We start from the raw sequence: 15,366 nt of genomic DNA, 5'->3' as shown, positions 1-15,366 counted from the left end.
GACATCATTCCGGGAAAACCTGCTCGCCCTCAGAGGCTTTTGGGCGGGCCAGTTCGAGCCGGCCGGTGGTCACGCCGCGCGGTGACGCGGCCAGTGCACTGCAAATCCGGCTGAGCCGCGTAGTGGGCTGATCAGCGGCTGCCTCTGTTTGGGAGTTTAATGTCCGTATAATCGGAATTAACTGTGAGTTACCTCCGCATTTGCGGTTAATCCTTTGTATGGTTCACAGTTGCGCAGGTAGACGATCCTGGGGCCGCTCTGCTCGCACCGGCGCCGGTGGCCGCGCGCGTACTGTCGATTGCGTGCGTAATGAAGGCGATACCTGGGACATCACGACGAGTGTCGGCGCGACGGCTTTGTTCGTGGCGACCGCGCGAGCGCTGGAAGCGCAGAAGCCCGACCCACTGGCCGTCGATCCTTATGCGGAGCTGTTCTGTCGTGCCGTTGGCGGTCCGGCCGCCGACGTTCTCGACGGCAAGGTCCACGACCACGAACTCAAGACGACCGACTTCGGCGAGCATTTCGTCAACTTCCAGGGTGCTCGCACCAAGTATTTCGACGACTATTTCCGCCGAGCCGCCGACGCCGGGGTACGACAGGTGGTCCTGCTGGCGGCGGGGCTGGATTCCCGCGCCTACCGGCTCGCGTGGCCGGACGGGACCACGATCTTCGAGTTGGACCGCCCCCAGGTCCTCGATTTCAAGCGCGAGGTGCTCACCGAACACGGCGCACAACCGCGCGCCGAGCGCCGCGAGATCGCCGTCGACCTTCGGGACGACTGGCCACAAGCTCTGCGGGACAACGGTTTTGACGCAGCCAAGCCGTCGGCGTGGATCGCCGAGGGTCTGCTGATCTATCTCCCCACCGAGGCGCAGGAGCAGCTTTTCACCGGCATCGACACGTTGGCCGCGCCGGGCAGTCACGTCGCGGTCGAGGACGGCGCCCCGTTCGATCCGGAAGAATTCGAGACCAAGGTAGAAGAGGAGCGCGCCGCCGTCGCCGAAGGCGACGACCGCGTGTTCTTTCAGCTGGTCTACAACGAGCAGCACGCTCCGGCCACCGAATGGCTAGCCCAGCACGGTTGGAATGCGGTCGGTACTCCGTTGGCCGATTACCTGCACTCAGTCGGCCGGCCGGTGCCGGGACCGGATATCGATGCCGGACCGATGGTCGCGCGTAACACCCTGGTCAGCGCCGTCAAAGCCTGATCGGATCTTTTGGTTGGGCGGTGTCCTGAATTATGTTGGCGGCTGTGGACTGTGACATCGCCCGCGAGGCGCTGTCCGCGCGGCTGGATGGTGAGCGTGAACCCGTGCCTTCGGCTCGTGTCGACGAGCATCTCGCGTCGTGCCCGCAATGCCGGGCGTGGTACGCCGATGCGCAAGGTTGGACGCTGCAACTGCGCAGCATGGCCGCCGACCGGGGACATCGTCTCGCCAATGCCACATCGCGCGGGCCGGTAAGCGACGACCACTGGGTGAAATGGGTCCGGTCGCATTGGGCGCGAGCGGCCCTGGCGGTGGTCGGCGTTATTCAAATCGCGCTGGCCGTCGCGCAGATCGCCGGCGTCGACTTCGGCATGGTGGCGACCCACGGGACCGCGCACGGCGCCATGAGCGGCGAGCATCTGCTCAACGAGTCCACCGCGTGGTCGTTGGCGCTGGGCGCCGGAATGGTGGTTGCGACGGTGTGGCGGGCAACGCTGCCGGGCCTGGCCTGCATCCTGGCCGGTTTCACCGTGGTGTTGTCCTGCTATGTGATCAGCGATGGCCTGTCAGATCAGGTCACCGGTGTTCGATTGCTGAGTCATCTTCCGGTGGTGGTCGCCACCGTGCTGGCCCTGTTGCTATGGCGTCGCGGCGGGCCGGATACGCCGTCGTCGAACGCCCGGATGGACGACATCGTCTTGCCGGACAACGCGACTCGGGGACGGCGACGCGGGCATCTGCGGTCGGCCAACGACTCTGCGGCCTGACCGAACCGGCCCGCGGCCCCTTTGCGCCCAAAGTGAAACTGTCGTGAAAAAACGGCGAAAACCTCGCGACAGTTTCACGCTCGGCGAGCGAGCGAACGACCGTCGGCCTACTGAAACTTGCGCAACCGCAGGCTGTTCGACACCACGAACAGCGACGACGACGCCATCGCAGCGCTGGCGATCAGCGGATTGAGCAGACCCGATGCGGCGATCGGTATGGCGATCAGGTTGTAGCCGAACGCCCAGAACATATTCACCCAGATGGTGCGGATGGTCGCGTGGGCCAAGTCGAGAGCTTGTGGGACCAAGTCCAGGCTGTCGCGAACCAAGACCACATCGGCCGCGCTTATCGCCACGTCGGTGCCGCGGCCGATCGCCAGACCCAGATCGGCGCACGCCAATGCCGGTCCGTCGTTGATTCCGTCACCGACCATCGCGACCACGCGCCCGCGGTCGCGGAGTTGTTCGATGACGTCGACCTTCCCCTCGGGAAGCAGCTCGGCGATCACCTCGTCGATACCGACCTGAGTCGCGATCGTCTGCGCGTTGGCGGCGTTGCCACCCGTGAGGAGCACCGCGCTCAGCCCACGTTCGTGCAGCGTGGCCACGGCGCCCGCAGCGGACTCCTTCACCACGTCGGCAACCGCGAAGGCGCCGCATAACTGATCGTCGACCGAGACGAAAACCACTGTGTCTCCACGTGTTTCGCAGGCAACGCGGGCGGCGACCAGCTCCGCTCCCACGGTCCCGGCCCTCGCGACCCACGCCGGCCTGCCCACCTTTACCCGGCGTCCGTCGACCGTTCCCAGCACGCCGCTTCCCGGGACAGCGTGGAAGTCTGCGACCGGAAGCGTCCCCTTGCACCCAAGATCAGCGGCGGCGATGGCCAGGCCCACCGGGTGTTCCGACGCGGATTCCACCGCTGCCGCCCAGGTGAGTATGTCGCCACGGTCCCAGCCCGCCGCGGTGGTCACCGAGGTCAGGGTGAGACGACCCGTCGTCAACGTGCCGGTTTTGTCGAATGCGACGGTGTCGATCCTGCGGCTGGCTTCCAGCGCGGCCTGGCCCTTGAAGAAGATGCCCAGTTGGGCTCCCTTGCCGGAGGCCACCATCAATGCGGTTGGTGTCGCCAGTCCCAGGGCGCATGGGCAGGCGACCAGCAGCACGGACAGGGCCGCGGACACGGTGTGATCGGCGCTGCCCCCGGCGATCAGCCAGGCCGCGGCAGTGACCGCCGCGATCGCCAGCACCGCGGGCACAAACACCCCGGCAACGCGATCGGCCAAGCGCTGGGCAGCAGCCCGGCCTGTCTGTGCCTCTGCCACCAGCCGCACCATGCCGGCGAACTGGGTGTCGGGGCCGACGGCGGCGGCCTCGACGACCAGCCGGCCGTTGAGGGCGACCGTGCCGCCGATCACGCTGCTGCCCGGACGGGCCTGCACGGGGCCAGGTTCGCCGGTCATCGCGCTCATGTCGATCGCGGCTTCGCCCTCGACCACCAGCCCGTCTGCGGCAATGCGCTGCCCCGGACGCACCACGAACCGCTGCTGCTCGGTGAGTTCGTCGGCGGGGATCACCAACTCGGCTCCGTCGGGCAGGAGTACCGAGACCTCCGCGACGCGCAGGGCCGCCAGTGCCCGCAGCGCTTCTCCCGCCTTGGATTCGGCTCGTGCTTCGAAGTAGCGGCCGGCGAGGACAAACACGGTGACACCCGCGGCGACCCCCAAGTAGAGCGAGTCGCCGCGCATGATCGCCCGCCAGACACCCTCGTCTGGGTGGGCATTGCTCTTGAAGAAAATCCGGTAGAGCGACCACAGGGTGGCCGCGATGATCCCGATGGAGACCAGCGTTTCCATGCTGGCGTTGCCGTGGCGCAAGTTCTTGGCGGCGACCGTGTGGAACGGCCATGCCGCCCAGACGACGATCGGAGCGGCCAGGACGACAAGCAGCCATCCCCATCCGGCGAACCGGGTGTGCGGGGACAGGGCGAACAGCACCGACAGACCGGCCAGCGGGGTGAACAACGTCGCGGCGAACACGAGCCGGCGCAACAGGTCACGCGCACGCTCGGCCGCGGGATCATCGGTTGACGGCGCCTGTGGGCGGCGTGGTCGCGCCCGATAACCGGCTTGTGCCACGATCGCGCACAACGATTCGACGCTGACGGTGTCCGCAGTATCGATGGTGGCCGTGCGGGTCGCGAAATTGACCGACGCGCGGACCCCGTCGACGTTGTTGAGCGCGCGATGCACCGTGCCGGCGCATGCCGCACACGTCATGCCCAGGACTTCCAGCTCGACGGGATGCGCCCGCGAGCTTTCTGGATCGTGTGCGATAGCTGACGTCACTGGCCTTCTCCAACGCGCGGCTGACGACATTCGCCGTCAGGGCCGGCGCGTGGGGTCCAAATTACCTCGTTGGGCTTCGTCGCTGTTCGGGAACTTTTCCGGCCGGTCAGCGACTACTTTTGAGTATCCTCTGAATTTTTAAGGAGTTTTGGTTGGCGCTTCGGCTCGAGCCCGGCGGCCCACTATGACGGCTCCGCTGTGGATGGCTTCGCCGCCTGAGGTCCATTCGGCCCTGCTCAGCAGCGGTCCGGGGCCGGGCGCCCTGCTGGCCGCGGCCGGCGCGTGGAGTTCGTTGAGCGCCACCTACGCCACTGTTGCCGCAGAGCTGTCCGCGCTACTCGAGGCGGTGGAAGCGGGGGCCTGGGAAGGGCCTAGTGCCGCGCAATACGTCGCCGCCCATCTGCCGTACCTGGCATGGCTGTTGCAGGCCAGCGTCAACAGCGCGGGTATGGCCGTGCAGCACGAGACGGCGGCCACGGCCTATATCACCGCGTTGGCGGCCATGCCGACGCTGCCCGAGCTGGCCGCCAACCACGCCATCCACACGGTGCTGGTGGCCACCAATTTCTTCGGAGTCAACACCATCCCGATCGCACTCAACGAGGCCGACTATGTGCGGATGTGGATTCAGGCGGCCACCACGATGACCACCTATCAGGCGGTCTCCGGCGCCGCGGTGGCATCGGCACCGCAAACCAGCCCGGCCCCCCAGATCATGCACGCCGACGACGACGGCAGCGACGACGGTGACGGCGGAATCATCGACAACGACGGCGGTAACCCGCACGAGGCCAGTTGGTGGGTGAACCGGGTCACCGAGGTCACCAACACGCTGGGCAGGGACATCAAGGAATTCCCGGAAGACCCAGCGGCGGCGCTACAGGACATAACGAGTGACGTCCCGGCGTTGATGGCCGACGAAGCCGGACATTTGCTCGAAGCTATCCAGGCGTTCGCCCCGGGAATACAGAGCGTGTCGCTCAGCCCGTTACTCCTGTTCAGCCCCGGATTCCTGGTTAGCGGTTTCGGCGGGCTTACCGCGTTGACCGCCGTACAGGCCGCCCCGGTCACGGCGGAGGCTCCGCCTGCGCCCGATGTTTCCAATCTGCCCGTGACTACTTCCTCCCCGGTCGCGGCCACGGCGACGGCCCCGTCCCTCGGCACGTCCCCGACCTCGACCTCGGCCCCCAGTACGGCACCAACCGTCACGACGACCGCTGCGACCGCAGCCCCGCCGGCCGCAGGCCCCCCGTTCCCGCCCTATCCCTATTTGGTGGGCGGTCCGTTCATGGGGGCCAGCACGGGGATGGGCACCGGCGCACAGCGAAAGGCGCCCGAGCCCGATATCGCGGCGGCCGCGGCCCAGTCCGGCGCCTCGGCGCGGGATAAGGACAGAGCCCGTCGGCGCCGCCGAGCCGCGATGAACGATCACCACCCACTTCGAGGTCACCGATACGAGTTCATGGACCTCGACCCGGATGCCGAAACCGAGCCACCCACTTCGACGGCATCCGACCGAAGCGGGGGAACGCTGGGTTTCTCGGGAACGACATCCAAGGCCGACGGCATCGCGGCTGCGGGTTTGACCACATTGGCCGGCGATGAGTTCGGCGGCGGCCCGTCGGTGCCCATGGTGCCGGGCACGTGGGAGCCCGATCCGGACTGACGCTATTCGGTTGCGTCCGGATCCCAGCTGCCGGGCAACATCGGCACCGACGGACCACCACCGAAACCGTCATCGGCCAGCGCGGTCAATCCGGCCGGCTGCGGGGCCATGTCCCGACGCATCGTGCCCGCAAACCCCGCCGGTCCCGCGCCCTGGTCTGACGCCGAGGCGCCTGAGTCGGGTGGCGAGCTTCCCAGATCGGAATCCAGGTCCATGTACTCGTCGCGATGGGCGCGTTCCCCGACCGCCGTCCTGCGGCGCCGACGGGCCCGCGCCTGCGCACGTGCTGCCGCCTCCGCGGCCGCTGCGGCCGCCGCGGCCGCGGAATCGGAGGCCGTCTCCTCGGCCTTGGCGCGGGTAGACATCCCCGAACCGAAGCCGATCCCCGGGCCGCCGCCGATCAGATAGGGCGGAAAGCCCGCGACGCCGGTTGCCGCCGGAGCGGGTGCGGGGGCCGAGGCAACGGTGGCGGACGGGGAGGGCGGGGCCGGCGCGGTGGCGGTTGCCGACGCGGCGACGGCCGGGGCGGTCCCGGTGGTCGGGGCCACTATCGGTGGCGGCGATCCGGGCGCCGGCGCCGGGGCGACGACCGGCACTGGGGTGGGCTGGAGGCCGGCCAAGCCGGCCAAGCTTGCGAAGCCGGCCACCGCGCCCACGTTGGCCGCGGCGATACCCAGCGCAACGCCGAGCAACTGCGGGCCCAGGAAGGGCGCGAGTTGGGCGAGGTGAGTCGGCCAGTCGAGCAGTATGAGTTCGACGAGGAACTGGATTGCCGCCGCCGGATTTTCCTGCAACAAGGTGACGAACTGCTGCAAGTCCTGGAACAGCTCGAGCGCTCGAGCCACCCACCACATCGGGTCTAACGGGTTCGTGTACGAGTCGAAAGGCAGTCCGTTGAGGGTGCCTTCCGCGGGGTTCCAATCCACCCGCCCGCCGGTGATGGAACGGAGGAGGTTGGCGACGGCGTCGTTTAACGGGCTCTCGAACCCGTGGTCGTGATCGTCGCCGGAATCCAGGGTTTGCGCGTCGGATTTCAGGATCTGCGGCGCCGAAGCGGTATTAGGCGTGGCGGCCACGGCCGCGTCGGACACCGCTTCGTAAGTGGCCATCGTGGTGGCCGCCTGTATCCACATCCGCACATAGTCGGCCTCGTTGAGCGCTATCGGAATCGTATTGATCCCAAAGAAATTGGTGGCCACCAACACTCCGTGGATGGCGTGGTTGGCGGCCAGCTCGGGCAATGTCGGCATGGCCACCAGCGCGGCGGTGTAGGCCGCAGCCACGGTCTCATGCCGGGCCGCGGCTGCTGCGCTGTTCGCGGCGGCCTGCACCAGCCACGCCAGGTAGGGCACGTGCGCGGCCACGTACTGCCCGGCGGTGGGGCCCTCCCAGGCCCCGGTTTGCACGGCACCCAGCAACGCGACCAGCTCGTCTGCCACCGAGGTGTATTCGGTGCTCAGCGAGGACCAGGCCGCCGCTGCCGACAGCAACGGGCCCGGCCCCGGGCCACTGCTGAGCAGCGCCGAATGCACCTCGGGCGGCGCGGCCATCCACACCGGCGCCGTCACCGGACACCACAGCACACGACGCGCAATGTCACGACAGATACTCCTCGGGCTGGAGAGCTTTACCAGCCCGAAAGCTTAATGAATATGATTGTCGTTTTCAATGCCGCCGAGCGGCGATTGGCTCGCCGCGGGCGTCAGACCAGCGGGCGGCCCTTGCGGATCCGCCGGTCCAAGTCCCAGAGCATCAGGTTGAACGGGAACTCCCGGAGAATGCGCGGCAGCACGCTGTTGACCGCCCCGATCACCGTCATCAGCCGATCGAAACGCCGCTGCTTGGCAGCGTCCCAAGGCAACCCCATCTCGTCGCGGAATCGCTGAGGCAGAAAGCCGGTGGTGATCAGCAGATTGAAGCCTTCGGACAGCTCACGCAGCCGGCGTGGCATGCGCACGCCCCGGATCCGGGACACGGCAATGGGATAGAGGAATTCGCGCACGGTGTCGTCGATGTGCACCTTTTCCAGCGACTCCTGCCAGTACTTGTCGAAGGCGGCCCGGTCCGCCGGCCACATTTCCGGTGGCACCTGCAACGTGGTACCGATCGACATGCCCTCGCGGTACATGCGGTCGGCTTCCTCGTCGTCCGGCTCACCGACGAAGGTGCGGTAGATATCGACGCCGCCCTTGTAGATACACGCCGCAACCCACAGCTGGAGTTCTGGGTCAAAGGCGTTGTAGGACACCGGGCTATCGGGTGTGGAGTAGACCTCCGCGTGCGCGCGGTTCACGGCGCGACGGAAGGCAGCCTTCTGTGCGTCGGTGCCGGCATTGGCCACCGAGATGTAGGTGAAGGTGGTGCGTGCGCGCTTGATGGGATGACGGTCGATGCGACCGCTCTCGACACGGCTCTCAGCCACCCCGTGGCCGACGCCGGGACGTGCCAGCTCCATGATCACGTTGGCCGGCCCGGCCAGCAGCGCCACGCCCATCAAGCCGTAGTCGCGAGCAATCCGTCGCCGACGTCCGGGCCGCTGTGGGCGGGGTGGGTCGGATATCGGGCGCTCGACATGGGGAATCGGCTGCTGCACCGTCTCTTGCATCGCCATCGCTGCACTCCTGCCGCGGTACCCCGCTAATTGTGAGAACGCTTGTTTCCTGATTTTGGCGGTACCCTGCTCTGGTGTCAAGGTGGTGTCGGTGACTCCCAGCGCGCGGCCCTACCGCGGCGTCGACGCCGCCGAGCGGCTGGCCGAGCGCCGCGGCCGGCTGCTGAACGCGGGCTTGGACCTGTTGGGCTCCGACCGGCCGGACCTTGCCGCCCTGACCGTGCGGGGCATCTGTCGACGGGCCGGCCTGGCATCCCGCTACTTCTACGAAAGCTTCACCGATAAGGACGAATTCGTCTGCGGTGTCTTCGACTGGGTATTCGCCGACCTGGCCGCTACCACCCAGGCCGCGGTAGCCGCGGTCCCGGCCGACGAGCAGGCCCGTGCCGGGATGGCCAACGTGGTGCGGACCATCACCAATGACGCTCGCGTCGGGCGCCTGCTGTTCAGCACCCGGCTTGCCAACGCCGTCGTGGTGCGCAAGCGCGCCGAATCCAGCGCTCTGTTCGCGGCGCTCTCCGGTCAGTACGCCGTCGATTCGCTGCGGGCACCGGCAAACGACCACGTCAAAGCGGCGGCGAACTTTGCGGTCGGCGGCGTCGCGCAGACCATCAGCGCCTGGCTGGCCAACGACGTGCACATGGAGGAAGACCAGCTGGTCGACCTACTGGCGGCGTTGCTCGAAGAACTCACCGAGCCGACCTTGTACCGCGTCATGGAAACAGCGGCAACTGCCAAAGGCGCATCCCAGGCTTGAGCAGATAGAGACGCATCATCGTGATCCGCATGATGCGTTGCGCACTGGTGATCAGGAAGATCGCTATCGGCACCTCGATCAACAGCGCGGTTACCAATGACAACCAGAGGTCAGCAGGTCCCGCCGTCATGAGGTCGAACCACGCATCGCAGATCAGCAGAACGCCGGAAGTGAACGCCGCCAGCAGCAGCAATTGGCGGCGCAGGTAGCCCAGCACGGCCGTCGCCAACATGAACGCCACCAACAGCACGTCGAAGCCGACCCAGGTCACATCCCAGTTGTGGGCGACGTACTTCTGCGGCAGCGTTAGGGACAGATATGCAATCCAGGGAATCAGCGCGATCGAGCCACCGACCAGCAGGCCCAACCGGATTCGCCGTACCCGCACCAGAAACTCCGGGTCGACCAGCTCGTTGAGCGGCTTCTCCAGCCGGCGAATCAGCTCTCGTCGCTGCGCGGCCGTCAGCGCCGCGATCTGACTGTCAGTCAAGATGCCGTCGGTCATCACGGGCTAGCGCCCCACAGCCACCGGAGGCCGTCGGTCGGCGGCCGTCTTGGGCACCGTCGTCGTATCACTCTCGGTGAATTCCTTTACCCAGCAGGCGAATTCCAGTGTGACGCCGTCGGGGTCCTGGAAGTAGAACGAGCGAACGTAGACGCCGGGATGCACCGTGGCCGACACTTGCATCGCGCTCTCGTCGTGGTTGAGCACTGGCCCGACGCGCACGCCTTTGTCTTTGAGCCGCTGCCGGTAGGCGTCGAACTTCTCGGCCGGTACGTGAAATGCCAGGTGGTTCATGGTGCTCACCGCGCTGGTGATGTCACCGATGCCGGGGATGGCTCCCGGTGACGAGATGCCTGGTACCCGATCGGGCGCGTCGGCGAACCAGAAGAAAGCGACGCAGTCGCCATTACCGGCGTCGAAGAAGAAGTGCTGGCCCTGGCCACCGGGCAGATCAAGCGACTTGATCAGCGGCATCCCGAGGATGTTGGTGTAGAAGTCGACGGTGCGCGCCATGTCCGAACACACCAGCGCGACGTGATTGATTCCGCCGAGCTCGAACTCGGTGTTGGTGTTGTGCGGCTTGATCATTCTGCGGCTCCATCGTCCCCGGTTCCGGCGCTGGCCAAGATCCGTAACTGAATCTAACATCAGATTCAGTTTCACTCCAGGAGGTGCAGGTGTCGACCGCGTTTCAAGGCGGGCCCCCCGCGCAATTCCCGACCCACCGTGGCCGGCGCACCCAGGCCGCGATCGACGCCGCCGCGCGAACCGTCGTCGCGCGCAAGGGAATCCTGGCGACGACCATCGCCGACATCGCTGCCGAAGCCGGCCGCTCGGCGGCGTCCTTCTACAACTACTACGACTCCAAGGAGGCGATGGTCCGCCAGTGGGCGCTGCGCTTCCGCGACGAGGCCAACCAGCGGGCGCTCACCGTCACCCGGCACGGGCTGTCCAACCGCGAGCGTGCTCACGAGGCCGCTGCCGCGCACTGGCACACCTACCGCAACCGGCTCGCCGAGGTGATAAGCGTGTCGCAGCTGGCCATGATCAACGATGACTTCGCGCAATACTGGGCCGAAATGTGTTTGATACCAATCACATTCATCTCCGAGTCGGTCCGACGTGCTCAGGCCGAGGGTTATTGCCCCGACGACGATCCGCGTCTGCTCGCCGAGGCGATCGTGGCGATGTTCAACCAGTTCTGCTATATCCAGCTCAGCGGGCCGGCCCGCGAGGCCGCGCCGGCCGACGACGAGGCCTGCATCAAGACCCTCGCCAACATCTACTACCGAGCCATCTACAGCCAGGAGGATCGGTCACATTGACTCGTCACGCCTGCACGCCAGGGGTTATCCGGGAGTTCGTCGGGCTGCCGTCGCCCACCGCCGCGCGCGCCGGGGCCGGCGGACATCCCTGCCAAGGGCTGTATCACCGCGGAGTGGGCCGCAAGCCGAAGGTGGCGATGATCGCCACGCACTACCAGATCGACTTCTCCGAGCACTACATTGCCGATTACCTGGCCACCCGCGGGATCGGCTTTCTGGGCTGGAACACCAGGTTTCGCGGGTTCGAGAGCAGCTTTCTGCTCGACCACGCACTGGTCGACATCGGCGTGGGGGTGCGCTGGTTGCGTGAGGTTCAGAGCATAGAAAATATTGTGCTGCTGGGCAATTCGGGTGGCGGATCACTGATGGCCGCCTACCAGTCACAGGCGGTGGACCCTAATGTCACACCGCTGGACGGCATGCGGCCCGCAGCCGGCGTGACCGAATTGCTGCGCGCCGACGGGTATGTCGCAACCGCCGCCCATCCCGGACGCCCAGAGGTGCTCACGGCCTGGATGGACGCCGCCGTCGTCGACGAAAACGACCCAATAGCAACCAATCCCGACCTCGATCTGTTCGACGAGCGCAACGGGCCGCCGTATTCGCCGGATTTCGTCGCCCGCTACCGGTCGGCGCAAACGGCGCGCAACCACGCCATCTCCAATTGGGCCGAGGCGGAGCTCAAACGTGTTCGTGCCGCGGGCTTTTCCGACCGGCCGTTCACCGTGATGCGGACTTGGGCCGATCCGCGCATGGTCGATCCCACCATCGAGCCGACCAAGCGTCAGCCCAACCTGTGTTATGCGGGCGTCCCGGCCAAGGCGAACCGCTCCGCGCATGGCATCGCCGCGGCCTGCACCCTGCGCAACTGGCTGGGCATGTGGAGCCTGCGGGTGGCGCAGACGCGGGCCGAGCCGCACCTCGCACGCATCACCTGCCCTGCGCTGGTGATCAACGCCGAGGCCGACACGGGTGTGTTTCCCTCTGACGCGCAACGCATTTACGACGCGCTGGCCAGCACCGACAAAGGGCAAGCATCGATCGACACCGATCACTACTTCACCACCCCGGGCGCACGCAGCGAGCAGGCCGACACCATCGCCACGTGGATCCACAAGCGGTGGCGTTAGACCGCAATGTAGCACATCATGTGCTACATTGGCCTGGTGGAGCAGATAGGCATCCGGGAGCTACGGCAACGCGCGAGCGAGTGGGTGGCAAAAGCGAAGGCTGGAGTAACTATCGTGATCACCGATAGAGGACAGCCGGTCGCGCGGCTGACACCGTTGGCGCCCAATGCACATCTACGCAGCCGCCTCATCGCCGATGGCGAATTGATTCCCGCCACGGCACCGCGCGCCAAGTTCAGTGTCAACAGCCTTGTCACCTGCCCGCCGCTGACTCCAATCCTCGATGAGTTGCGCGCTGACCGGTGATATACCTCGATACTTCGGCACTGGTGAAACTCGTTACTGCCGAAGATGAATCACCGGCACTGATCGACTGGCTCAACGACCACGCCGATGAGCATCTGGCTACCAGCATGATTGGCCACATCGAACTGATCCGGGCGGCAGGCCGTGCGGGTACCGCCGCCACGGCGGCGGCGCGCTACGTCACTACGATGTTGGACAGCCTTATTCTCACGGAGGCGATCGTGGCGCTGGCTCAAACGCTTCCGGCGGCCGAGTTGCGCACCCTCGAGGCGATCCACCTGGCGACGGCACATATCCATCGTCAGGGCGTCGTTGCCCTCTGCGCCTATGACCGGCGAATGATAGCTGCGGCCAAGCTGCTGAACCTACCGGTCGTATCGCCGCGTTCGCCAGCCTGACCAGCGCCAACGCGTGCCGCAGTCGTCAACCAACTGACTGGTTGTTAGCTTGGAAGGTGCTTGGCCGAAACAGACCCCAAACGCGCATCCGAAAAGCAGAGAAGGCGACCAATGCCGATCGCGATAACTCCTGAGCATCAGGACCTGGCCGACTCGGTGCAATCCCTGGTGGCGCGGATAGCGCCGTCCGAGGTGTTGCACGCCGCCATGGAGACCCCACTAAAAGACCTCGAAAACCCGCCTTCGTATTGGCAGGCGGCGGCCGATCAGGGCCTGCAGGGGGTGCATCTGGCCGAATCCGTTGGCGGACAAGGCTTTGGCATCTTGGAACTGGCCATCGTGCTGGCCGAGTTCGGCCACGGCGCGGTGCCCGGCCCGTTCGTGCCGTCGGCGATCGCCAGTGCGCTGATTTCCGCTCATGACCCCGACGCTAAAGTGCTCGCTGAGCTGGCGTCGGGCGCGGCCATTGCCGCCTACGCGCGCGACTCCGGGCTAACCGCAACCCGACACGGCGAAAACGACGAGGCCCTGGTGATCCGCGGCGAAGTCCGCGCGGTCCCCGCCGCGGCGCAGGCATCCGTGCTGGTGCTGCCAGTGGCGATCGACAGTGGCGAAGAGTGGGTCGTACTTCGCGCCGACCAGCTCGAGATCGAGCCGGTCAAAAGCATCGACCCGCTGCGACCCATCGCACACGTGCGTGCCAACGCCGTCGAGATCGGCGACGACGTCGTGCTGAGCAACCTGAGCATGACGACCGCACACGCGCTGATGTCCACCCTGCTGTCCGCCGAGGCCATCGGGGTTGCACGCTGGGCGACCGACACGGCGTCGCATTACGCCAAGATCCGCGAGCAATTCGGCAGGCCGATCGGGCAATTCCAGGCCGTCAAGCACAAGTGCGCCGAAATGATCGCCGACACCGAACGGGCGACCGCCGCGGTGTGGGATGCCGCGCGCGCGATCGACGAGGCCAGCGAGCATGTCGAGTTCGCCGCCGCGGTGGCCGCGACGCTGGCGCCGACCGCCGCCCAGCGGTGCACGCAGGATTGCATTCAGGTGCACGGCGGCATCGGCTACACCTGGGAGCACGACACCAACGTCTACTACCGGCGGGCGCTGATGCTGGCCGCATGCTTCGGCCGCATCTCGGAGTACCCGCAGCGCGTGGTGGACACTGCGACGACCACCGGCATGCGCGCGGTCGACATCGACCTGGACCCCGACACCGAAAAGCTAAGGGCCGAAATCCGTTCCGAGGTCGCCGCTTTCAAGGACATGGATCGCGAGGAACGCAAGGTCGCGATCGCCGAGGGCGGGTGGGTGCTGCCGTATCTGCCCACGCCGTGGGGCCGCGCGTCCGGCCCGATCGAGCAGATCATCATCGCCCAGGAGTTCACTTCGGGCCGCGTCAAGCGGCCGCAGGTCGGCATCGCGGCGTGGATCATCCCGTCGATCGTGGCGTTCGGGACCGAAGAGCAGCAGCAACGGTTTCTGCCACCGACGTTCCGCGGCGAGATGATCTGGTGCCAGCTGTTTTCCGAGCCGGGCGCCGGATCTGACCTGGCCGGGCTTTCAACCAAGGCCACCCGAGTCGACGGTGGCTGGCGCATCACCGGTCAGAAGATCTGGACGACGGCTGCGCAGTACTCGCAATGGGGTGCGCTGCTGGCGCGGACCGACCCGTCGGCGCCTAAGCACAACGGAATCACGTACTTCCTGCTCGACATGAAAAGCGAAGGCGTAACGGTAAAGCCGTTGCGTGAGCTGACGGGTAACGAGATGTTCAACACCGTCTACATCGACGACGTGTTCGTACCGGATGAACACGTACTCGGTGAGGTCAACCGCGGCTGGGAGGTCAGCCGCAATACCCTGACCGCGGAGCGGGTGTCGATCGGCAGCAGCGAGGCGAATTTCCTGGCCACGCTGAGCCAGTTTGTCGAGTTCGTTCGCGACGGCCAGCTCGACCAGGTCGCACAGCACCGTGCCGGCCAGTTGATCGCCGAGGGCCACGCCGCCAAGGTGCTCAACCTGCGCTCCACGCTGTTGACGCTGGCCGGCGGCCCAAAAGATCGGGCGATGCCGTCGGCCGCGATCTCCAAGCTGCTGTCGATGCGCACCGGCCAGGGATATGCCGAGTTCGCGGTGTCGTCATTCGGCACCGACGCAGCGATCGGCGACACCAACCAGCTGCCGGGCGAGTGGGGCGAGTACCTGCTGGCCAGCCGGGCCACCACCATCTACGGCGGGACGTCGGAGGTGCAGCTCAACATCATCGCCGAGCGGCTGCTGGGGCTGCCCCGCGACCCGTAACTTCCGACGGTGTTCGCCGGGCCCTGCCCGGC

14 protein-coding genes are annotated in these 15,366 nt (G+C 66.5%); 9 read left to right on the top strand and 5 right to left on the bottom strand.

Translation table 11 applies throughout. The features are described from left to right. Positions 1-302: 302 nt before the first annotated feature. Together AC5Y21_RS18740 and AC5Y21_RS18735 are read left to right on the top strand one after the other, a co-directional pair. Positions 303-1,208, top strand: coding sequence for a class I SAM-dependent methyltransferase (locus AC5Y21_RS18740; RefSeq protein WP_499914538.1), 906 nt, complete (start codon positions 303-305; stop codon positions 1,206-1,208). A 44-nt stretch (positions 1,209-1,252) separates the two neighbouring features. Beyond that, positions 1,253-1,975 carry a DUF2275 domain-containing protein gene (locus tag AC5Y21_RS18735; protein WP_499914536.1) on the top strand — a complete coding sequence of 241 codons (723 nt, stop codon included), beginning with the start codon at positions 1,253-1,255 and terminating at the stop codon, positions 1,973-1,975. Positions 1,976-2,082: 107 nt separating this feature from the next. Here the strand turns inward: AC5Y21_RS18735 and AC5Y21_RS18730 are convergent, their stop codons facing one another. Then, on the bottom strand, positions 2,083-4,323 hold the full coding sequence (locus AC5Y21_RS18730; protein ID WP_499914534.1) for a heavy metal translocating P-type ATPase: 2,241 nt from the start codon (positions 4,321-4,323) through the stop codon (positions 2,083-2,085). 184 nt (positions 4,324-4,507) lie between these two features. Between AC5Y21_RS18730 and AC5Y21_RS18725 the strand changes: the two genes are divergently transcribed. Continuing rightward, positions 4,508-5,989, top strand: coding sequence for a PPE family protein (locus tag AC5Y21_RS18725; protein ID WP_499914532.1), 1,482 nt, complete (start codon positions 4,508-4,510; stop codon positions 5,987-5,989). 2 nt (positions 5,990-5,991) lie between these two features. Here the strand turns inward: AC5Y21_RS18725 and AC5Y21_RS18720 are convergent, their stop codons facing one another. Together AC5Y21_RS18720 and AC5Y21_RS18715 are read right to left on the bottom strand one after the other, a co-directional pair. Further along, the gene (locus AC5Y21_RS18720; RefSeq protein WP_499914530.1) at positions 5,992-7,557 is read right to left on the bottom strand and encodes a PPE family protein; all 1,566 of its coding nucleotides are present in this window, start codon (positions 7,555-7,557) and stop codon (positions 5,992-5,994) included. 134 nt (positions 7,558-7,691) lie between these two features. After that, positions 7,692-8,600, bottom strand: a complete 909-nt coding sequence (locus AC5Y21_RS18715; RefSeq protein WP_499914528.1) for an oxygenase MpaB family protein — start codon at positions 8,598-8,600, stop codon at positions 7,692-7,694. A 91-nt stretch (positions 8,601-8,691) separates the two neighbouring features. Here AC5Y21_RS18715 and AC5Y21_RS18710 point away from each other — a divergent pair, with 91 nt between their 5' ends. Next, positions 8,692-9,357, top strand: coding sequence for a TetR/AcrR family transcriptional regulator (locus AC5Y21_RS18710; protein WP_499914527.1), 666 nt, complete (start codon positions 8,692-8,694; stop codon positions 9,355-9,357). Here the strand turns inward: AC5Y21_RS18710 and AC5Y21_RS18705 are convergent. Next, positions 9,314-9,862: a hypothetical protein gene (locus tag AC5Y21_RS18705; RefSeq protein ID WP_499914525.1), complete on the bottom strand. Its 549-nt coding sequence runs from the start codon at positions 9,860-9,862 to the stop codon at positions 9,314-9,316. The genes AC5Y21_RS18710 and AC5Y21_RS18705 overlap by 44 nt on opposite strands. A 6-nt stretch (positions 9,863-9,868) precedes the next feature. Then, positions 9,869-10,450 carry a VOC family protein gene (locus tag AC5Y21_RS18700; protein ID WP_499914524.1) on the bottom strand — a complete coding sequence of 194 codons (582 nt, stop codon included), beginning with the start codon at positions 10,448-10,450 and terminating at the stop codon, positions 9,869-9,871. An 89-nt stretch (positions 10,451-10,539) separates the two neighbouring features. Between AC5Y21_RS18700 and AC5Y21_RS18695 the strand changes: the two genes are divergently transcribed. From AC5Y21_RS18695 to AC5Y21_RS18675, 5 genes are all read left to right on the top strand, one after another. Continuing rightward, entirely contained in the window at positions 10,540-11,187 is a 648-nt protein-coding gene (locus tag AC5Y21_RS18695; RefSeq protein WP_499914522.1) for a TetR/AcrR family transcriptional regulator, read from the top strand. Then, the gene (locus AC5Y21_RS18690) at positions 11,184-12,317 is read left to right on the top strand and encodes an alpha/beta hydrolase family protein (protein WP_499914520.1); all 1,134 of its coding nucleotides are present in this window, start codon (positions 11,184-11,186) and stop codon (positions 12,315-12,317) included. The genes AC5Y21_RS18695 and AC5Y21_RS18690 overlap by 4 nt, the downstream gene beginning before the upstream one ends. 36 nt (positions 12,318-12,353) lie before the next feature. Beyond that, positions 12,354-12,623 (top strand): type II toxin-antitoxin system Phd/YefM family antitoxin, encoded by a 270-nt coding sequence (locus tag AC5Y21_RS18685; RefSeq protein WP_499914518.1) that lies wholly within the window; start codon positions 12,354-12,356, stop codon positions 12,621-12,623. Then, positions 12,620-13,021 (top strand): type II toxin-antitoxin system VapC family toxin, encoded by a 402-nt coding sequence (locus AC5Y21_RS18680; protein ID WP_499914516.1) that lies wholly within the window; start codon positions 12,620-12,622, stop codon positions 13,019-13,021. The genes AC5Y21_RS18685 and AC5Y21_RS18680 overlap by 4 nt, the downstream gene beginning before the upstream one ends. Before the next feature lie 111 nt (positions 13,022-13,132). Next, a complete protein-coding gene (locus AC5Y21_RS18675; RefSeq protein WP_499914514.1) occupies positions 13,133-15,334 on the top strand; it encodes an acyl-CoA dehydrogenase family protein in 2,202 nt (733 codons plus the stop codon). The last annotated feature ends 32 nt before the right edge of the window (positions 15,335-15,366 follow it).

It is taken from the genome of Mycobacterium sp. NGS41, assembly GCF_059812725.1.
This window is presented reverse-complemented; position numbering and strand designations above follow the sequence as displayed.